The sequence below is a fragment of the Paenibacillus xylanexedens genome (assembly GCF_017874615.1).
Lineage (GTDB): Bacteria > Bacillota > Bacilli > Paenibacillales > Paenibacillaceae > Paenibacillus > Paenibacillus xylanexedens.
The window spans coordinates 126,359-144,914 of the sequence record NZ_JAGIKV010000012.1; the positions used below are offsets into that span (position 1 = coordinate 126,359).

At 42.8% G+C, this 18,556-nt stretch carries 21 protein-coding genes; 16 read left to right on the forward strand and 5 right to left on the reverse strand.

Annotation, left to right across the window (positions count from 1 at the left end; all coding sequences use genetic code 11):
* The first annotated feature begins 63 nt into the window (after positions 1 to 63).
* The 4 genes from J2Z28_RS16945 (at position 64) to J2Z28_RS16960 (ending at position 3,613) form a co-directional block, all read left to right on the forward strand.
* A complete protein-coding gene (locus J2Z28_RS16945) occupies positions 64 to 1,041 on the forward strand; it encodes an alpha/beta hydrolase (protein WP_017688351.1) in 978 nt (325 codons plus the stop codon).
* A gap of 141 nt (positions 1,042 to 1,182) precedes the next feature.
* The gene (locus tag J2Z28_RS16950; RefSeq protein ID WP_211083385.1) at positions 1,183 to 1,947 is read left to right on the forward strand and encodes a MerR family transcriptional regulator; all 765 of its coding nucleotides are present in this window, start codon (positions 1,183 to 1,185) and stop codon (positions 1,945 to 1,947) included.
* Between the two features lie 12 nt (positions 1,948 to 1,959).
* Positions 1,960 to 2,604 carry a GNAT family N-acetyltransferase gene (locus J2Z28_RS16955; protein WP_211083386.1) on the forward strand — a complete coding sequence of 215 codons (645 nt, stop codon included), beginning with the start codon at positions 1,960 to 1,962 and terminating at the stop codon, positions 2,602 to 2,604.
* Complete coding sequence (locus J2Z28_RS16960; protein ID WP_211083387.1) at positions 2,597 to 3,613, forward strand: alpha/beta hydrolase family protein; 1,017 nt, start codon at positions 2,597 to 2,599, stop codon at positions 3,611 to 3,613. Before J2Z28_RS16955 ends, J2Z28_RS16960 begins: the two co-directional genes overlap by 8 nt.
* Before the next feature lie 117 nt (positions 3,614 to 3,730).
* Here the strand turns inward: J2Z28_RS16960 and J2Z28_RS16965 are convergent, their stop codons facing one another.
* A complete protein-coding gene (locus tag J2Z28_RS16965) occupies positions 3,731 to 5,083 on the reverse strand; it encodes an MATE family efflux transporter (protein ID WP_211083388.1) in 1,353 nt (450 codons plus the stop codon).
* Positions 5,084 to 5,219: 136 nt separating this feature from the next.
* Here J2Z28_RS16965 and J2Z28_RS16970 point away from each other — a divergent pair, with 136 nt between their 5' ends.
* The gene (locus tag J2Z28_RS16970) at positions 5,220 to 5,903 is read left to right on the forward strand and encodes a TetR/AcrR family transcriptional regulator C-terminal domain-containing protein (protein ID WP_211083389.1); all 684 of its coding nucleotides are present in this window, start codon (positions 5,220 to 5,222) and stop codon (positions 5,901 to 5,903) included.
* 46 nt (positions 5,904 to 5,949) lie between these two features.
* Here the strand turns inward: J2Z28_RS16970 and J2Z28_RS16975 are convergent, their stop codons facing one another.
* Positions 5,950 to 6,837, reverse strand: coding sequence for a LysR family transcriptional regulator (locus J2Z28_RS16975; protein ID WP_211083390.1), 888 nt, complete (start codon positions 6,835 to 6,837; stop codon positions 5,950 to 5,952).
* Between the two features lie 157 nt (positions 6,838 to 6,994).
* On the opposite strand from J2Z28_RS16975, the gene J2Z28_RS16980 reads away from it, so the two are divergent.
* Complete coding sequence (locus J2Z28_RS16980) at positions 6,995 to 7,159, forward strand: hypothetical protein (RefSeq protein WP_211083443.1); 165 nt, start codon at positions 6,995 to 6,997, stop codon at positions 7,157 to 7,159.
* Positions 7,149 to 8,327 carry an MFS transporter gene (locus J2Z28_RS16985; RefSeq protein WP_211083391.1) on the forward strand — a complete coding sequence of 393 codons (1,179 nt, stop codon included), beginning with the start codon at positions 7,149 to 7,151 and terminating at the stop codon, positions 8,325 to 8,327. Before J2Z28_RS16980 ends, J2Z28_RS16985 begins: the two co-directional genes overlap by 11 nt.
* A 29-nt stretch (positions 8,328 to 8,356) precedes the next feature.
* On the opposite strand, the gene J2Z28_RS16990 is transcribed toward J2Z28_RS16985, so the two are convergent.
* Both J2Z28_RS16990 and J2Z28_RS16995 read right to left on the reverse strand, forming a co-directional pair.
* Positions 8,357 to 8,758, reverse strand: a complete 402-nt coding sequence (locus J2Z28_RS16990; RefSeq protein WP_076317831.1) for a VOC family protein — start codon at positions 8,756 to 8,758, stop codon at positions 8,357 to 8,359.
* A 121-nt stretch (positions 8,759 to 8,879) separates the two neighbouring features.
* Complete coding sequence (locus J2Z28_RS16995; RefSeq protein ID WP_211083392.1) at positions 8,880 to 9,539, reverse strand: helix-turn-helix transcriptional regulator; 660 nt, start codon at positions 9,537 to 9,539, stop codon at positions 8,880 to 8,882.
* 165 nt (positions 9,540 to 9,704) lie between these two features.
* Between J2Z28_RS16995 and J2Z28_RS17000 the strand changes: the two genes are divergently transcribed.
* From J2Z28_RS17000 to J2Z28_RS17030, 7 genes are all read left to right on the forward strand, one after another.
* The gene (locus J2Z28_RS17000) at positions 9,705 to 11,063 is read left to right on the forward strand and encodes an MFS transporter (protein ID WP_211083393.1); all 1,359 of its coding nucleotides are present in this window, start codon (positions 9,705 to 9,707) and stop codon (positions 11,061 to 11,063) included.
* A 12-nt stretch (positions 11,064 to 11,075) separates the two neighbouring features.
* Entirely contained in the window at positions 11,076 to 11,423 is a 348-nt protein-coding gene (locus J2Z28_RS31820; protein ID WP_370511441.1) for a winged helix-turn-helix transcriptional regulator, read from the forward strand.
* A complete protein-coding gene (locus J2Z28_RS17010) occupies positions 11,413 to 11,772 on the forward strand; it encodes a HesB/IscA family protein (protein ID WP_211083394.1) in 360 nt (119 codons plus the stop codon). The genes J2Z28_RS31820 and J2Z28_RS17010 overlap by 11 nt, the downstream gene beginning before the upstream one ends.
* Positions 11,765 to 12,085, forward strand: a complete 321-nt coding sequence (locus J2Z28_RS17015) for a HesB/YadR/YfhF family protein (protein ID WP_211083395.1) — start codon at positions 11,765 to 11,767, stop codon at positions 12,083 to 12,085. The genes J2Z28_RS17010 and J2Z28_RS17015 overlap by 8 nt, the downstream gene beginning before the upstream one ends.
* Positions 12,086 to 12,281: 196 nt before the next feature.
* The gene (locus J2Z28_RS17020; RefSeq protein WP_211083438.1) at positions 12,282 to 13,646 is read left to right on the forward strand and encodes an MFS transporter; all 1,365 of its coding nucleotides are present in this window, start codon (positions 12,282 to 12,284) and stop codon (positions 13,644 to 13,646) included.
* A gap of 70 nt (positions 13,647 to 13,716) precedes the next feature.
* On the forward strand, positions 13,717 to 14,940 hold the full coding sequence (locus J2Z28_RS17025; RefSeq protein WP_211083396.1) for a macrolide family glycosyltransferase: 1,224 nt from the start codon (positions 13,717 to 13,719) through the stop codon (positions 14,938 to 14,940).
* Positions 14,941 to 15,078: 138 nt separating this feature from the next.
* Positions 15,079 to 16,308 (forward strand): multidrug effflux MFS transporter, encoded by a 1,230-nt coding sequence (locus J2Z28_RS17030; protein WP_076253136.1) that lies wholly within the window; start codon positions 15,079 to 15,081, stop codon positions 16,306 to 16,308.
* 89 nt (positions 16,309 to 16,397) lie between these two features.
* Here the strand turns inward: J2Z28_RS17030 and J2Z28_RS17035 are convergent, their stop codons facing one another.
* Positions 16,398 to 17,366 (reverse strand): helix-turn-helix transcriptional regulator, encoded by a 969-nt coding sequence (locus J2Z28_RS17035; protein ID WP_211083397.1) that lies wholly within the window; start codon positions 17,364 to 17,366, stop codon positions 16,398 to 16,400.
* A gap of 105 nt (positions 17,367 to 17,471) precedes the next feature.
* On the opposite strand from J2Z28_RS17035, the gene J2Z28_RS17040 reads away from it, so the two are divergent.
* Both J2Z28_RS17040 and J2Z28_RS17045 read left to right on the forward strand, forming a co-directional pair.
* Positions 17,472 to 17,951 (forward strand): GyrI-like domain-containing protein, encoded by a 480-nt coding sequence (locus J2Z28_RS17040; protein ID WP_211083398.1) that lies wholly within the window; start codon positions 17,472 to 17,474, stop codon positions 17,949 to 17,951.
* A 176-nt stretch (positions 17,952 to 18,127) separates the two neighbouring features.
* Positions 18,128 to 18,475 (forward strand): S-Ena type endospore appendage, encoded by a 348-nt coding sequence (locus tag J2Z28_RS17045; RefSeq protein WP_211083399.1) that lies wholly within the window; start codon positions 18,128 to 18,130, stop codon positions 18,473 to 18,475.
* Positions 18,476 to 18,556 lie beyond the last annotated feature (81 nt).

Here is an 18,556-nt window from a genome sequence, read left to right on the forward strand (position 1 = left end):
GGTTACACTATACCTATGTCGCAAGAGCGGCTCTACAGATATAAAGGACAGGAGAAGATGGATATGGCAGAAGCAGTGGATGTAACAACAACGGGGACTAAGGGCCGTAAAAAACGGAACTTATGGTTGAAAATAATAGGTGGTATTGTCGGCGCGCTGGTGCTGTTCATGGGCATCACGTTTGTCGTTCATACAATCAGTAATGGGATCGAGAAAAAGAAAATTGAATCGTATGGTCAATATGTTAATGTCGATGGAAAAAATATGAATGTGTCCATTCAAGGCAGCGGTGAACAAACGATTGTGCTACTACCTGGACAAGGAACAACGTCGCCAGTACTTGATTTCAAATTATTAATCGATGAATTGACGCCTGATTACAAAGTTGTGGCGATTGAGCCTTTCGGTTATGGGTTAAGCGACGAAACCGAGACGGAGAGAACCACCGAGAATATTGTTAGTGAAATTCATGAAGCTGTACAGCAGCTCGGTATAGATCGTTATATTCTGATGGGGCATTCCATCACGGGATTGTACGCGGCGACTTATGTGAACACGTATCCGGATGAAGTCTCTGCTTTTGTCGGGATCGATAGCAGTGTTCCAAATCAACCTGGCATGGATGTTAAATTACCTTTGAACCTAATGAAATTCCTTCAAAAATCGGGCTTAATGAGAGTACTCAACAAAGTGAGCGGTGATTCATATGCATCACTTGCATACGATGAGCATACCAAAGAACAGATGAAGTTAATTTCAAATCAAGTCTCGACGAATCCGACTTTGATTGATGAACTTAAACACCTGGGTTCCAATTTCAAAAATGGAGAAAATCTCACTTACCCTCGTGACCTGCCGATGCTCCTCTTCGTACAATCGAATAACGAGAATAATCCACAGTGGATTCCGCTGCATGAAGAACAAGTGAAACAATCGGATCAGGGCAAAATGATCCCAATGGAAGGTTCGCATTACCTGCATCATACGAAATACAAAGAAATCGCCGAGGAATTCAAATCTTATATGAAAGAAATACAATAGTATAATTGATCATTGAACTGCGGTCCCAAAATGGGTGCCGTGGTTTTTTGTTATCAGGAGAGGTTAAAATAAAGACTTGACCTTAGGTCAAACCTAAGGTTTATGCTTGTATTGTGAAAAACAGCCAAGGCGGTGAAAAGGTTGAGTGATGAAATTACGATTAGCGAGCTGGCAAAGCTCATGAATGTCTCTGTACATCAAATTCGATACTTCGAAGAAAAAGGGGTGCTCAACCCTGCTTATATAGCAGAAAACCAATACAGGATGTATGGGGTTGATGAAATCTACCGTCTATCTCATATTTTGTTGCTTCGCAAAATGGGACTGTCTGTTCAAATGATCAAGGAATGTTTGAGTAATCTGACAACCGTTCAAATCACATCATTATTTCGCCAAGCGTTGGCAGACACGGAAGCAGCTATCACTCAGCTTCAGCAAACAAAGAACCTTATCAGCAAGTTGTTGCATGAGAAAGAGCATATTCCGCTTGAGGATCAAGTGACTTATTATATTGTTACTCGTGAGGAGATTCACTTATCCCTGTGGTTCCATATGGAAGCGCAAGGGTACTTGCAAGCAAGGCAACTGACCCAACATAAAGGAAACATTCCCAATTTATTTGAAGCCGACATCCATTATGCGTACGATGAGACGGACACCGTAGGAATTTATACACAAAAGGAGGGAGCGAACGATTTAGTTTTGCCTAGAGGAAAATACCTTTCTCGTCATGTATATGTACACATTGAAGCTGAACTCAAAGAACATATCAACGAATTTTATGCTTATGCAGAACACCAGGGCTATCCGTATCACGGTCCACTTATTATGGTAGAGAAATCTTATTTATCTTTATTCACACCAGAAAAGCTTCATTATGAGCTATTGTTACAAATGATCGAGTAGGGGAGGCGCACAGTGACAACTTCCATTCAGATAGAACCCGTTTGTCCCCAGTTTCATCAAGCTGTTGCTGAACTCATGGCTTATGGTTTTGGACACAAATTTCAAAAGATCACTTCATTGTCCATAACTGATCTGGCTTACGCATTTGAACAGTTTCTCAATCATCCGCCCATGGAACAAAGTACTCTTCGTGTCATTGCTCGTGAAAATGAGGAGATTGTTGGCACCATGTGCTTGAAATGGAAGGAAGCAGATAACAGAGCAGCAATAACAAGCGTTCGTGCCAATCCTCATTGGTGGAGCCAGTGCAATAGGGTTGGCATGTGGAAACTGCTTCAGTTATTAACTGGTTTACATCTGCTGAAGCATACTCCTACATTAGGCGAATGTTATGTGGAAGATCTGGTTGTACATCCACAGCACCAAGGCAAGGGAATTGGTACGCAGTTGCTTCAATGGGCACAGAAATATATGTTGCAATGCAAATCAATGTCATCTCTTAGCTTGCATGTGGCAAGTCAGAATCATCAAGCGATACAGTTATATGAACGCTATCAATTTCGCAAGCAGTATAGCACAAACAGCTTTCTGACTGGCCTGCTCTTAGGCGAAAATCAATGGCATTACATGATTTACAAAGGAGATAGTTATGTCTAATTGGAACAAACGATACATCTCAGTTATTGTGGCAATCTTACTGATGGTTGGTGCAGGACTGTACATAGTCGATCAAAGTGATTTTGACATGGAGGAACAAACCATTGAAATTCAATCTCCACAAGGTAAGTTAACAGGTACGCTCACGTTACCCAGAAACCATTCAGGCAAGCTAGGTCTAGTACTGTTTATTCACGGTGACGGTCCGATAGACTCTACTCATGGTGAGGGATACAAACCGTTGTGGGAGCGACTGGCATCGATCGGGTATGCATCCTTGTCGCTAGATAAACGGGGAATCGGGGGTTCAGAGGGAAACTGGCTAGATCAAAGCATGGATGATCGTGTTGTGGAGGCACAGCAAGCTATTGCATGGGCGAAAGAACAATCCATCATTGATGATTCCAAAATAGGCGTATGGGGTGCCAGCCAAGCAGGCTGGGTGATTCCTAAGCTTGCTGGGAAAGAACATCTCGCCTTCAGTATCTTGGTATCACCAGCGATAAACTGGTTGGAACAGGGAGAATACAACACACGCAGCCAAATGGCGAAAGATGGTTATTCCACGGAGGAGATTCAAAATCAGGTCGATTATGAAAACCAGATTAAAGAGATTTTAAAGAAACATGGCACATATGAAGAGTACACCAAGATTGCTCGAGAGGATAATCTGATTTCCAAAGAACGCTGGAACTTCATAAAGAAAAATTTTGCTTCAGATGCCACGGCGGATTTGCATCATTTCAAAACCCCTGTACTACTTCTGCTTGGAGAAGATGATGTAAATGTGGACATTGTTGATACAGAGCAAGCATACCGTAAAGGAATTCAGCCATCATCCTTGCTTCATGTGAAAAACTTCTCTAATACAGAACATTCGATGTTACCAACCTCTATTGCAGGCTCGGAATGGAAACAATCACTACGATTTCTGTTTGCTCCGAGAAGCATTACAGTGGATGGGTATATGGATGAAATAGAACATATGTTGACCGCTTTTTCCTTATAACAGAGGATTTACGATCTCTTCGTATCACCAGATAGATAATTGTCATTTCGAAATGAAAGAGCAGGGTCAGGGAGAGCCCTTATCCTGCCTTTTTGCATGTTATATGTTATATGTTAACTACTGTGCCAAATGTTCCAGATCCGGCTGCAATTTGGTCCGCAAAACATATAACATGATGGCCCCAACAAGAAACGCCACGGCATCCGCAATAACGAGCGACCAGATCACTCCATGAAAGCCATTCATTTGATTAGCGATATACAATACAGGAATTAGCGTAACTCCTTGAATTATGGACATAACAAACGCGGCGGTTCCTTGGGCTGTTGCTTGGAAGATCCCCATAAACAAAGAAGTCATTCCTGTAATAAACAAGGATAAAAAGGTTACATGAAGAATGTAGCTACCCATTTCAATTAATTGCGGGTCAGTCGTAAATAAACCAATCAAGTGGTCAGAGATTAGATAAACGATAACACCAAACAGGACGGCTAAGCCCAAAATAGCTTTGATCGTGAATCCAATCGTTTGTTTCATACGTAATTTGTTCGCTGTGAATGAGAAGGCAATCAACGGCACAACTCCCTCGCACAAGCCCATCAGAATAAATTCAGGGAATTGCAGTAAACGTGATGAGATTCCATACCCCGCAACGGCCTGATCCCCATATTCAACAAGAAAAAGGTTAAGAATAAGCGACATTGCACCCAAGAAGACACTCATAACAAAGACGGGAACACCGATTTTGAACACATTGCTCAGGATGTCCTTGGTCACCTTGAACCATTTCAGGGAGACGGTTAAGAATTGACTCTTATAACTCATATGGTAAGCGTAAAATGCACTCGCAACCAAGTTGGAGATGACGGTAGCAGATGCAACGCCAATTACACCCCAATGGAAGACAAAAATGAATAGTGCATCGAGGATAATATTTATAACAACACTGAGAATCATACCGGTCATAGAAGTCATTGCTGAACCTTCTGAGCGCACGATATTCTCCAGGGTGAAGAATAAGATGACGAAGGGTGAACCCATAAGCATAATCGTGACATACTCTTTCGTAAATCCGAAGGACTCTGGCGTTGCCCCCAGCCCATGAACGATTGGTTCAATCAGCAGGAGCCCAACGGCCATCACAATAATTCCGAGAACTAAACTACTGTAAAAGGCAAATGAAGATACATGCTTCAGATCATCTACTTTTTTCTCTCCCAGCAAACGGGAGATGAATGTACCGCTGCCTATACCAATTAAATTACCAAGGGCCATGATGACCGCGAATAAAGGTAAAGTTAATGCGAGTGCGGTTAACATTGCCGTATTACCCAGTGTGCCAAGGAAATAAGCATTCAAGATGGAGTAAATAACACTCATTGACGTGCCTAGCATCATCGGGACAGCAAAGTGAGCTACGGCTTTGGCGATCGGTGCTTTTTCAAAGTAATGGAGGTTTTCTGCATCCATGTGGGTCACTACTTTCTTCGTTAATATTGATCCAATCTAACACCGTTAGATTGAACCTTACAGTGTTAGATGTTATCATGAACTTATGAACCTGTAAAGCGTAAACTTACACTGTTAGATAAAAGGGCGGATACTGATGAAAAAACAACAGCCTCAGATTTCGGAAGATAAGATTTTGGGAATTTCGTGGGAGCTTCTCGGGGAAGAGGGCATCGAGAAATTCAGCATGAGACGCTTGGCAGACAAGTTGGGGATTCAGGCTCCATCGCTATACTGGTACTTCAAGAGCAAGCAGACGCTCTACCAGCGTCTGGCCAACCAGATATCGAAAATTATTCTGGACGAGTTTCATACTGAAGGGGACTGGAAGGAGCAGATGGAGGGGCTTGCGGTGACGGTACGGAGTGTGCTCAGCAGATACCCGTGCTCCACACAGCTCATGATGATGACGTTGCCCCATGAACCGGACATGATCCGCTTCACCAACCGCATGTTGCTCTGCATGGAATCAACACCGCTAGAGCAAGAGCAGAAATTACAGGCCGTTCTTACACTGGTCAACTATGTATTCTATTTCGTACTCGACGATTATCAGCATCAGCGCAATATCTCTGCTGTTATTAAGGACCAGGAAGCACTTCAGGGTGAAGAGATGATACATCTTCTGGATTCTATGAGTGAGAAGGAAGCTGGACTTTTCAGCAGGATGTACAAGAATGGTCTGTTTGAGGTGATGGGAACCGACGGAGCTTTCGAGTTCGGCTTGAAGCTTATTTTGCTCGGAATCGAACAAGTCATAAAGAAACCCACCGAGAATTAAACTCCGGTGGGTTTCTTCTTATACTAACGTTAATCCCTTTATCAGTCTAAAATTTAGCCTGAATTTCTTTTAAAAACAAATCCGCAGCAGTCGAAAAGACCTGATGTTTTTTCCAAACGATATTTAAGCCAGATTCAAGTCTTGGCTCTAGAGGTCTGAAGCAAAGATCGCTTTCACTGGACGTATTCACTATTTTATCTAGTGTTAATGCATAACCAATGCCTTCTTCAACCATAATGGCAGCATTATATGCAAGATTGTATGTAGTTACGACGTTTAATTTGTCAAAATCTTCACCAAACCAATCCGCAAACTCATTTTTCGAAAATGTCTGCTTCATTGACTGTCGCGAACAGATCAGTGGAACATGTAATAAGTCTGTAGATCGAATCGTATCTTTGGAGGCGAGTCGACTTTCTTTTCTCATGACCACTCCCCAAACATCCTTGTCGGAGAAATTGATATAGTTATATTTGGAAACATCCGCTGGCTGGATTAGAATACCGAAATCAAGGAGTCCCTTGTCAAGCCGCTCAGTTACATCATCTTCGTTACCGCTGTATAGGTGATAGCGTATATTGGGATATTTATTCTGTACGTCTTTTGCCACTCTTGCAATCTGTTTCATGGCTTCCGTTTCTCCACCGCCTATATAAATATCTCCACTTATGCTTTCTTCCATGGATTCAAATTCTGCCTCTAATTTATCGACCATACCCACAATTTCTTCAGCCCTATTTCTTAAAAGCATACCTTCATCTGTGAGAACAATACTGTAACTACTGCGAATAAATAATTTCTTTCCCAACTCTTGTTCAAGGTCTTTCAATTGTCTGGACAAGGTGGGCTGCGTAACATGCAAGAAATCAGCAGCGCGTGTAATACTTCCTTCTCTGGCGACCGTAAGAAAATAACGCAATACTCTAATCTCCATCGTAACTCCTCCTTTATCCTTTATATTCTACAATAAACCTTACAGAAATGCCTTTCAAGCATAACTTGTTATGAGATATGAGTATTTGCTATGTGGTGTATAAACGCTAAACTAAAAAGCAAGGCAACTGGAGAAGAAATTGAAAGGAATGAATGATATGGATAAGAAAAAGGTATGGTTTATCACTGGCGCTGGTCGAGGTATGGGCACTACTATTGCGAAGGCTGCTTTAACTGCTGATGCAGAGCAGAAAATTGCCAACCTTCAGTTAGAGATCAATGCTTACCGGGATCTCTCTAAATCCATGGCATATGAGAACTAAACGAAATCACCTGCTTGTATTCATTCTGACCTTTGGTGTATTCAGTATTTTAAATACGGAGATGGGCGTAATCGGAATCTTGCCTTTGATTGCAGAACATTACGAGGTCAGTATCTCAACCGCTGGTTTGATCGTGAGTCTTTTTGCGCTTGCGGTTGCTGTATCTGGCCCCATTTTACCCTTATTATTTTCGGGCATGAACCGCAAGCATGTTATGTTGTTCGTACTTGGCATTTTTATTGTGGGCAGCCTGGTCTCCGCCATCACATCGAACTTTACGGTATTGGTCATTGCACGTGTCGTTCCGGCTTTTTTCCATCCTGTCTATTGCTCATTGGCATTTACGGTCGCAGCGGCGTCAGTCCCCAAGGAAGAAGCGCCGAAGGCTGTGGCTAAAGTATTTGTAGGCGTGTCAGCAGGCATGGTACTTGGAGTACCCCTTTCGAGCTTGATTGCCACCAGCACATCGTTGTTCTATGCGATGTTGTTCTTTGCCGCCGTAACGATCATCGCATTTGTAGCAACACTTCTTTTTGTGCCCTCAATGCCAGTTACGAAAAGAATCTCTATGGGTACTCATCTGTATGTATTGAGAAGATCCGTGATGTGGCTATCCATTGCTGGCGTGATTTTCATGAACGGAGCTGTATTTGGGGTCTATAGTTACCTTGCCGAGTTTCTGAAAACCGTGACAAGATATGACTGGAACACCGTCAGTGTGTTGTTATTTCTATATGGCTTGGCCAATATGGTTGGGAACATGATAGCAGGGAAACTGCTCGCTAATTTCCCTTTGAGAACGATCAAGATGTATCCCATTGCATTAATAACGGTATACATCTTGTTGTTCACCTTCGGACAATTCAGTGTGCCAACAGCCTTCCTTATTTTCATTTGGGGGATCATAGGAGGCATAGGGGGCAATATCACTCAATATTGGGTGGTATCGGCAGCACCAGAGGCACCCGAATTGTCGAATGGGATCTTTCTAACCTCTTCCAACCTGGGAACAACACTTGGTGCTAGTGTATGTGGACTAATCGTAACTGGAATAAGTACACAATATATTGTAGTTGGAGGAATCGTGTTCCTTATCTTTAGTATCGTAACGAATTACTTCAGAATCTCCATGACTGGCCGATTCGAGGGCTCCAAAGTTGAAGGATAAAAGTCGGATGAAGTGATAGGCGTTATACATTACCGTTTCGGCATTTTGCTCTCATCCATATACAACAGGTTCCAGCGGTGACCGTCCAGGTCGGCAAATCCCGCGCCGTACATCCAGCCGTCTGTTTCACCCGGCTTGCCAAAGATGGTTCCTCCAGCTAATTCGACTTTTTTAATAAAAGCATCAACTTCTTCTCTGCTGTCAGCACCAATGGAAAATATCACTTCTGCGCTATGGGAAGTATCTGCGGTTTTGGCACCTGTAAATTTCTCAAACGTTGCATCCGGAAACAGTAGAATCGTTGTTGAGCCTATGACAAGCTGGGCTCTCTCGTTGCCAACATTCTCCCCATGGAATCCAATCTCATTGAAAAAGGTAGTGGATTTCACAACATCTTTCACCGGCAGGTTCATCCAGATTTTTTGTGACATGGCAGTAGCCTCCTAGAGTATATTTTTGACACTCTTACTATACTCTACCTCAATTCAAAATTACATAATCAGTTCAAAAACCAAACCAAAAGAGCAATCTCCAATGAGGTTGCTCTTTTGGTCATGACTTATTTTGCCTAACGGTGTATACGCAGTTTCTTCCTCCGGCTAGAATGTATTCTCCCCGTTCAATATGAACATTATCGCCTAGAACCGTTTTGAATAAATGCAACTCATTCTTGCATAAACCGGTACATACCGCGGCCGCTTCACAGATCGGACAATGCTTCTCAATGAATAGGAGACTACCATCATCCTGCTCCTTAACCTCGGCCATATAACCTTCATTGGTGCGAATTTCGGCCAATTTCTCCAATCTCTCTCTAACTCCTGATGAATCGCCAAGATGCTGAAGATATTGTTCTTGCATATTTTTATTTCGAACATCCAGCAGCTTGTCCAGCCCTTCAGTACCAAAAGCCTCTTTCATCGAATTGATGAGGCTGACGGATAAATCGGAATATCCACTTGGGAAAAAACGATTAGCCGCGGGAGTTAATATCCATAACTTGGTGGGGCGACCCATGGGACGGGCTTCTTCCACAGTGGTAACCAACCCTTCTCCTTTTAGCGCATTCAGATGTTGACGAATAGCCATTCCGGATAACGAAAACTGAGAGGAGAGAGTGACAACATCCATTCCCCCGCGCTCTTTTAACAGATTAATAATTGCTCTCCGGGTACTGGTCGAGACATCCTTTTTGGTTTGATTTCCGCTCATGGTGCACCTCCTTGTGACGAACTGAATCTACATGACTAACTACATTTTAAACAAAAATGTTGACAAAGTCAAAGCCGAACTGTAGCTTATACATTATAAACAAAAATGTTTACTAAGTATCCGGATACGATGTATACATACCAATTTTCTTGGAGGTCACATTTCATGTCGTCTAATCATCAAAGTATTTTCAGCCCGCGTTATTTTGCACTAACCATAGGGATTATTTTATCAGTGATGGCCGTTGGATTTGAAGGTCTATCCGTAACCACCATTGCTCCTTCGATTGCTGGAGACTTGAACGGCCTTAGCCTGTTCGGATGGATATTCAGTACCTATCTGCTTGCGCAGATTATCGGAACGCTGGTCGTCGGTCGAATCATTGATAAAAGAGGACCTGCAGCACCGTTCACTTTTGCACTTCTGTTGTTTATCGTAGGGCTGATCGCTGCCGCAACCGCAGGCGACATGTATACCATGATAGGATCACGGGCTCTACAGGGTTTGGGTGCCGGAGCTATGATGACTTGTGTGTATACAGCTATATCGTTAAGTTACCCGGATGAGTTGCGTGCCAAAATTCTTGGAGCATTTGGTACTGCCTATGTTCTTCCGTCCATGCTCGGTCCATATGTAGCAGGAGTTATCGCAGATCAGTGGTCCTGGCGCTTTGTTTTCTGGGGGATCTTACCTGTGCTGGTGGTTTCAGCATTGCTTAGTTTACCTGCCTTTAGGAAATTGAAAGTGCAGAAGACGGGAGGGGATAGCGGATATTCATCCACTTGGATGGCGTTACTCTTAACGTTGGGTACAGGGATTTTCCTGGTTGGTCTAAGTAGGCTTCCGAGCATTATGGGATTTGTTTTAGTCATAATTGGCTTCGTATTGATGATATTTCCTCTCCGTAAATTGCTACCGAAGGGAACACTTACGTTGCGCAGAGGAATGCCAGCTATTTTGGCAACACGTGGATTGTTCTTCGCTGCTTATACCAGTACACAGAATTTCCTGGTATTGGCTCTAATCGATGTGAAAGGAATTACACCTTCTCAGGCCGGATTAATTGTGGCGAGTGCTGCATTAAGTTGGTGTATCATTGCGTATCTGCAAGGACGGTGGGATGCGGCAGATCAGGGCAGTGGACGTCATATGAGAATTATTCTTGGCGTATTGTTACTTGCCATAGGGATTGCCATCGTATTTTGGGTACCTGTTGTGACCGTTACCATTGCAGTTATTGGTCAGATCATTGCAGGAGTTGGTATTGGATTGGCGCATCCGATTAGTGGTGTTGTCGCATTTTCCCAAACGGGGGAAGAAGGCGTGGGCCAAACCTCGGCAAATCTGCAATTTGCAGATTCTTTTACACCTGGTGTAGTGATCGGCATTGGTGGTTCCATTCTTGTCGTGTGTCAGGCTGGCGGTATGTCACTTCAATCCGGCTTAATTGTAGCCATGGGTTTCCATCTCTTGTTGATCGTCACGAGTATCATTGCCAGCACTCGGATTTCACCACGCAGATGAATAAGAAAGTGGGTGTACAGACCATTGCTCACTGAAGATCCGAATAAACTATTTACAGCTTATCGCATCATCGGAACGAAATGGACGATCCATATTTTATGTGCTCTGTCTCAAGGCCCAAAGAGATTTGGTGAAATATTCGATAACATTCCTTCCATTTCCGAAATGATCCTCTCCAGACGTTTAAAGGGTCTTCAACATGATCATTTGGTCAAAAGAACAATACGGACACGCCCTACACAAATTATTTATGAACTTACGCCAAAAGGAGCTGCTCTTGCGGCATTCATACCCTGTCTAATGGACTGGGATACCAAATTTCAAAATGATACCACCGGGAGGAATAAAGATGATCATTGAGGTCAGTGATACAGCATCGGACAAAATCGTTGAGATCTTATCAAGTGCGGATATCCAAAATGCCTTCCTTAGAGTAGGCGTTGATGAAGGGGGATGCAGTGGTTTGTCTTATACCCTTATCGTGGATGAACAGCAGGCAGAAGAAGACATTGTGTTAAATAAAAAGCAATTTAAAATATTGGTTCACGCAAACAGTATTCCATATATTGATGGTCTTAAGATTGACTATGAAGAGGGCGGAATGTTAGGCGGATTCACCATGAATAATCCAAATGCCAAAGTTTCATGTGGATGCGGGGCCAGTTTCAGAATGGCCAATTATCGTGGCGAAGTGAAAAAATGTGATTAATGAAGGAAGGAAGGAGTGCAGAGCAATGATCTCATTTGTAGTATCTGAACAAGCAATCGATTCATTTAAGAATGAATGGGGATTGGAAGAGGACCAATATGTAAGGATTTACGCAAAATATGTCGGAGGAGGCTCCGATGCCTTTACAATTGGCATAAATGCGAGTGCTACACCAGTCGATCCCGCATTGGTTCAATCCATTGGAGGATTTCATTTCTTTGTTGAAAAAACAGATGCCTGGATCCTGGAGGATGAACTTCTCCAAATTGACTGTAATGAAGATGGCATATTTTCAAGCAAAATCTCCTATTGAACATGGGAATCCTATTCTAGCCCATAATCTTACTTTTTAAACATTAAACTTTACAAAGTATAACACTTCATGTATATTCAGGAAGTGAAAAGGTTTATTTTACCATAATATCCATCAAATTATGGAGGTGTGGAAGACAAACAACAATCAGATTGGGATTTTTGATGCTCAGTACAGGGCGCCTACAATTGGGATTATGCTGGTTCTGGCAACCGTAGCTTTTGAAGGACTGGCTATCACAACGATTGCCGCGAAAATGGCACAAAGTTTAGAGGGTATTCATTTATACGGTTGGATCTTCAGCGCATTTTTGTTATCTCAGCTTATTGGAACTTTGGTTATGGGTCAGCAGATTGACAAGCGCGGCGTTTTTACATCCATGCTGATATCTTTTAGTGTTTTTGTGTTAGGAACTGTGGTCTCCGCTATTTCTTTCGATATGCACATGCTTATTGCTGGAAGAGCCCTTCAAGGTTTTGGAGCGGGGGCCCTGATCACATGTGTTTATACCTGTGTGACGTTACATTATCCAGATACACTTCGTACTCAAATCCTGGCCGCATTCTCCCTGGCATTTGTCCTGCCTACCTTAATTGGACCTTATGCAGCAGGCCTTATAGCTTCCTACATCTCGTGGCGATATGTTTTCTGGATCGTTTTACCCTTGATTGGAATAGCGTTGAGTCTCACATTCCGTTCTTTTCGTAATTTGCAGCTTCAGCAAGATCTGACAGGTCAAGCGCGAGCAACCGACTCAAAGATTATGTATGCGATTCTGCTTGCCGTTGGAACGGGGCTGTTACTCACAGGCCTTGGTATGATAACCGATTGGAGAGGTATATTACTCAGTTTGGCTGGATTAGTCATCATGATCACACCAATGCGTAAATTGCTGCCTGTGGGCACTTTTTCGGTAAAAAAAGGATTGCCTGCTACTTTGGTTTCGAGAGGGCTATATGTTGCTTGTTATTTTACAACGGAAAGTTTTGTGATCTTGGCACTAACCGAAGTGAAGGGGTTATCACCTGACCTTGCCGGCCTCATTGTAGCAGCAGGTTCTCTGAGCTGGTCCGCCGCAGCGTGGTTACAAGCCAAGCTTGATGCACGAGATCAAGGTCGTGCTCGAAAGGGTAGGGTCATGACGGGCATTGGGATTATGATCGTTGGAACAGTACTTGTGATCCTGGCTCTTATTTTGACGGACGGCGGGATTATACTCATCCTTCTCTCACAAATGATTACAGGGTTTGGTGTTGGATTGGCCAACCCTACAACAGCAGCCATTGCTTTACAACATGCCTTGCCCAGGAAAGAGGGAGAAATGTCCGCGAATCTGCAATTTGTGGATTCCTTCTATATGGGCGTAAGCATTGGAGTTGGTGGCGCTCTGATTGCCTTGTCCGAAACGTTACAGTGGGGCATATCGACAGGTGTTTTGATCGTGTTAACACTGCAATTATTATGGGTCTTGTTAAGTTTCTTGGCATCACTACGAATTACCAAACTCGTTCATCAAGAACATCATCCAATCAACCAAGTGAAGGATAACATCTCCATGTAACGGATGACGATCGCGTCGTTAAATACATCACGAAGAACGGGGGGACTAATTGCATTGGGAGGTGGGTAAGATGGCACGTGTATTAGTAGTCATTACTCCAGCTGAAGGACATGTGAATCCATCGTTAGGATTAGTTACTCAGTTGATAGACAATGGTGAGGAAGTCATCTATGTGTGCACGGAGGAGTACCGTTCCCGAATTGAACAAACCGGTGCCCAGATCATTACCTATCCGTTTCCACAAGATGCCTTCTCTCATGATCCGGTGTTGAAACCCCAGGAATACAAGCATCCTTATCAATTCATTTATATGATGGTAAGCGGTATTATCCGGAGAATCATCCCCAATGTATTGCAGGTGGTAGAGGATCAAAAGTTTGATTATATGATCTTTGATTCCCTGATGGGATGGGGAGGGACTATTCTTGCAGAAAAACTGGGAATTCCTGCGGTGTGCTCGATTGCGTCCTTTGCTTTTGTGGAGCCTCTGGGGTCTAGCTCAGTTCTGAATGAGACGGAGACGAAGGAGTTATATGAGGCTACGATGAAGATCACAACGGAGTTAGCTGAAGAGCTTCAAGTGAGTATTCCAGCCATGGAAGAGATTCCGGCACATGCAGGTCAGTTAAAGCTCGTGTACACCAGCCGTTATTTTCAGCCGCAGGCAGAAAAGCTGGATGATCGTTTTATTTTCACGGGTCCTTCGATCATAACACGTCAAGATGCTCCGACCTTCTCGTTTGAGTTGCTTCGTGAACGGTACCCGCAAACCGTGTACATTGCTATGGGTACGATTTTAAATAAAAATTTGGATTTCTATCAGCTTTGCTTTGAAGCATTAGGGGATCTACCCGTGAATGTTGTTTTATCTTCAGGAAAGTACACGGACATGACGCCGCTGGCGAATCAAGTTCCTCCTAATTTTATCGTCAAGCCATACATTGCCCAGTTGGACATGCTGCAGCATACCGATGTTTTTATTACACATGCTGGAATGAACAGCACAAGTGAGGCGTTATATTACAACGTTCCGATGGTGATGATTCCATTAACATCGGATCAGCCTCTTGTCGCCAATCGGGTACAGGAGTTGGGCGCGGGTATTACTTTAAATAAACATAACCTCAGTGCAACTAATTTGAGAGAGGCATTAACAGAAGTGCTACACAATTCACTTTATAGACGGCAGGCTTACCTCATTGGTGAATCTTTAAGGCAGGCTGGCGGTTACACACGAGCTGCCGAAATGATCATGAGTCATATGGGTTCAGGCCGGGGGAGTTACACAATTTAAATGGTTTTCCATTCAAAGTCGCTTAATAAGCGGCTTTTTTTGGTTTTAATAGTCTTAAGACTTGACCTACAGTTAACTCTATGTCTTATACTCGATTAGGCTTGCAAATTATATAAGGAATTGGAGATTTTATTTATTATGGCGAAGAGCACGAATTGGAATGTTTTTGGACTGGCAATACTACTAGGTTTATTTTCTACATTAGGTCCATTTACGATTGATATGTATTTACCGGCTTTTCCGGAGATTGCACAAAATATGAATACAACGGCATCACTTGTACAATTTAGCCTTACTGCTTGTTTATTAGGACTCGGTGTAGGACAACTTGTTATGGGTCCTTTGAGTGACGCGTACGGTAGACGTAGACCATTGTTGATCTGTATGGCAGCCTATATTATTTGTTCCTTGGCATGTGCTTTTGCTCCAAATATCGGACTATTAATTTTGTTTCGTTTCACGCAAGGATTTGCGGCTTCAGCTGGAATTGTCATTTCCCGTGCGATAGCTAGAGATCTATACAGTGGACATGAACTCACTAAATTTTTCTCTTTGCTGTTGCTTGTAGGGAATTTGGGGCCTCTGGCAGCACCCATCGCGGGAAGTGGGGTTCTTTCATTCACAACCTGGATTGGCGTGTTTATCTGCCTTTCATTCTTGGGAATTTTCTTATTAATCATGACAAAGTGGAGCTTAAAAGAAACACACCCTATCGAAAGACGTATAGTTCCTGACTTCAAACAGCAATTGGGTAATTACAGAATGCTTCTGCGTGACCGCAAATTTGTTGGTTACATGCTGGCACAGGGAATCATGACGGCAGGGGTCTTTGCTTATGTGGCCGGAACCCCATTCATTTACCAAAATATATATGGCGTCACACCCACTGTATTTGCTATATTATTTGCTTCGAACGGCATCAGCTTGATCATCGGATCTCAAATCGTGGGTCGACTAGCTAAACGTATCCCTGAGCAGACGCTGCTATTATCGGGACTATGGCTTGCTATAATAGCAAGTGTGGCTGCTTTGGTCGTAACCCTGGCTCATGGTCCACTTTTCGCATTGGTGATTCCATTGTTCTTCTTCGTATGCTCGATCGGCATTACGTCTACAGCGGCATTCCCACTTGCCATGGAGAGTCAAGCTAAGATGGCCGGAAGTGCAGCAGCACTGCTCGGCGTTGTTCCTTTTCTTCTGGGTGCACTGGTTGCTCCTCTGGTCGGCATCGCGGGTGAGGACACTGCCGTCCCGTTAGGACTCACTTTATTAATGACCAGTATCATTGCCATTGTTACTTATTTCCTACTCGTTAAAAACGTCCCGCAGCATACACCTAATCATGCCCAGTCTAATGCTGACTTTTAGTATAGAAGGAACAGCACGCCAAGCATTGGCGTGAGACATAAATGAATATGATTCCATCACAAGTCGCTGCAATAGCGGCTTTTTTTGGTTTAAGGGCAGAATAAGCTTAATCTCTCTTGTACAGCATTCAGGACTTCTTCCGGAATCTCCTTCACCTTGATATCTTCTCCTAGAAAAAGCAACCAATTGGTGATTTCGGTTAACTCTTCTGAGTTATGAACATTCATAAATGCCTTTAGGAGAGCCGTAGTCTGGTATGGATTCGTATAGGCAATTGAAAACTTTAAAGGATGGTATTTTTTGAATTGCGCAATCGCCTTTGGGCCAAGTTCCAGGACAAGGTTGATAACTTCTTCCTGCGTATTTCGTTTGAGTTGTTCTACAATCTTTTTTGTACTCCGTCTTTTTTTCGTCGGATATGATTCTACATGGATGAGGTTGTCGACTGATACGATTCGTCTCTTTTCTTCCTCCAAGTCAAAACCTTCAATGATCCAATGGCCTTTTTGATGATGAAGGTGCACGAGAACAATGGGATAGGACTTTGTTTTCTTCTCTTCTTGGACAGTAACTAACAAATAACGTTCTATAAGAAGAATTTGAATGAGTTTTTCTAAGGTAGGGTGAGGCAGGTCTGACAGATCAAGCAAGTCTGGATTATGGGGATTGGTCCCTTCAAAAAGCAATATTTGATTCAAATGTACAAGGTCATCCTGCTGATTTTCGGAGATAAGGCCCAATAATTTTTCAGCCAAAGATTGACGACTCTTCAGATAAGGAAGCTGTTGATTTCTTGTCGCCATAAAGGCAATGAATAACGCTTTGATTTCATTATCGGTAAACCGGACCGTGGGCAGGAGGGAGTTGTTCATAACAAAATAACCCCCGTCCCGCCCAACTTCAGCGACAAGTGGCATTCCCATAGCTTCAATTTCTCTGATATCTCGAATGGCTGTTGAACGAGAAATGTTAAATTCTCGCATGATTTCAGAGATGGTAAAGTGGGCACGATTATTGATATACCGCGTGATGATATTTATGCGTTCAACCTTTTTCATTGGGCCCCCTAAACAGTATCATATTCTGACATGATTTAAGGTTATTATAAACCTATCAAGTGAAAACACAAATCAATTGAAAATTTAAAGAGGACGGTGTAAACCATGAGTAATTATCATTTCGAAGAAAAAGACAGCTTTATCGTGTTAGGTATTGGAACAGAGCTTAAGAGCGACTATACAGACTATGTTGGCATCAGCAAGGAGAAGGCGGATTTTTGGTCCATGGTGAAGGAGGATGGAAGCCTGGACAAACTAAAGTCTCTGGCAACAAACGACTACATTTTTGCCGTAAACGAAGCAGTGAATAACCAGATGATGCATTATGCTGGTGTCATGACAGAAGAATCTCTGCCAGAAGCAACGAGAGTAATCCAATTTCCTAAGGGAGAATACCTGGTTGTGAAGGGCGAAGCAGAGACGGCTGATGCGCTCAGTAATATGCTTACTGGTATTGCCTTTGGTCAAGCCCTCCCCGTAGAAAAAGATTATGCCTATGTTGGCGGTCCAAATACAACAGTTGAAATGGGAGAAAAAAACGATTTGGTATATGGTGAAATGTGGATTCCTGTTGTAAGGAACTAACGAGCAGGGGAGATTGGATAGTCGGTCGTATATCGTTTAAAGTCACGAACATAGTACTATTGAAAGCCGCTAATGTAGCGGTTTTTTGTTGTTCATTAGGAGCATAATCATACATGAAAACAGCAGATCACTAATAAAATAGATGAAAGGAAGAATTATGGAAGGGAGCAGTCTGAGTGAATACTCGTCTCGCTGAAACAACCATTTGTGGGGAGTTCCATATTAATTCAGCAACCATAACAGAGGTTTTAACCCTGTGGTCAGCATCTTCAACCTTAAACGTGCATGGTACAGTAAGTATTTATAATCATAAACAAAGTAATTCATCTGTCTTTTTGAACATAATACATAATGAAGGAACGAATTCGCTTCCTGTTCTACCGGGTAACACCTGTGCTTTTAGCTGTGCCGGAATGCATCATATTGAAGTGGAGATTGAAAAGAGCTTAAACAATATTGCAAGCGGCACATTTGGAATAGATATATACTATCAGGTTCTAAATGAAGAAGAGGATGAGGAATAAATGGAAACAAAGTTGGAATAGCCCGAACCACTACTATTTCCCCACATATATTTATAGAAAGAGTATTTTTAAGGAGGTTCA

Coding starts and splice junctions, on each gene's coding strand:
- J2Z28_RS16965 (WP_211083388.1), bottom strand. CDS start 5,083: ATGGATGCAGAAAACCTCCATTACTTTGAAAAAGCACCGATCGCCAAA.
- J2Z28_RS16990 (WP_076317831.1), bottom strand. CDS start 8,758: ATGTCACAAAAAATCTGGATGAACCTGCCGGTGAAAGATGTTGTGAAA.
- J2Z28_RS17010 (WP_211083394.1), top strand. CDS start 11,413: ATGATCATTGAGGTCAGTGATACAGCATCGGACAAAATCGTTGAGATC.
- J2Z28_RS17020 (WP_211083438.1), top strand. CDS start 12,282: ATGCTGGTTCTGGCAACCGTAGCTTTTGAAGGACTGGCTATCACAACG.
- J2Z28_RS17030 (WP_076253136.1), top strand. CDS start 15,079: ATGGCGAAGAGCACGAATTGGAATGTTTTTGGACTGGCAATACTACTA.
- J2Z28_RS17035 (WP_211083397.1), bottom strand. CDS start 17,366: ATGAAAAAGGTTGAACGCATAAATATCATCACGCGGTATATCAATAAT.
- J2Z28_RS16945 (WP_017688351.1), top strand. CDS start 64: ATGGCAGAAGCAGTGGATGTAACAACAACGGGGACTAAGGGCCGTAAA.
- J2Z28_RS17025 (WP_211083396.1), top strand. CDS start 13,717: ATGGCACGTGTATTAGTAGTCATTACTCCAGCTGAAGGACATGTGAAT.
- J2Z28_RS16960 (WP_211083387.1), top strand. CDS start 2,597: ATGTCTAATTGGAACAAACGATACATCTCAGTTATTGTGGCAATCTTA.
- J2Z28_RS16995 (WP_211083392.1), bottom strand. CDS start 9,539: ATGAGCGGAAATCAAACCAAAAAGGATGTCTCGACCAGTACCCGGAGA.
- J2Z28_RS17040 (WP_211083398.1), top strand. CDS start 17,472: ATGAGTAATTATCATTTCGAAGAAAAAGACAGCTTTATCGTGTTAGGT.
- J2Z28_RS16970 (WP_211083389.1), top strand. CDS start 5,220: ATGAAAAAACAACAGCCTCAGATTTCGGAAGATAAGATTTTGGGAATT.
- J2Z28_RS16980 (WP_211083443.1), top strand. CDS start 6,995: ATGGATAAGAAAAAGGTATGGTTTATCACTGGCGCTGGTCGAGGTATG.
- J2Z28_RS16975 (WP_211083390.1), bottom strand. CDS start 6,837: ATGGAGATTAGAGTATTGCGTTATTTTCTTACGGTCGCCAGAGAAGGA.
- J2Z28_RS16985 (WP_211083391.1), top strand. CDS start 7,149: ATGAGAACTAAACGAAATCACCTGCTTGTATTCATTCTGACCTTTGGT.
- J2Z28_RS17000 (WP_211083393.1), top strand. CDS start 9,705: ATGTCGTCTAATCATCAAAGTATTTTCAGCCCGCGTTATTTTGCACTA.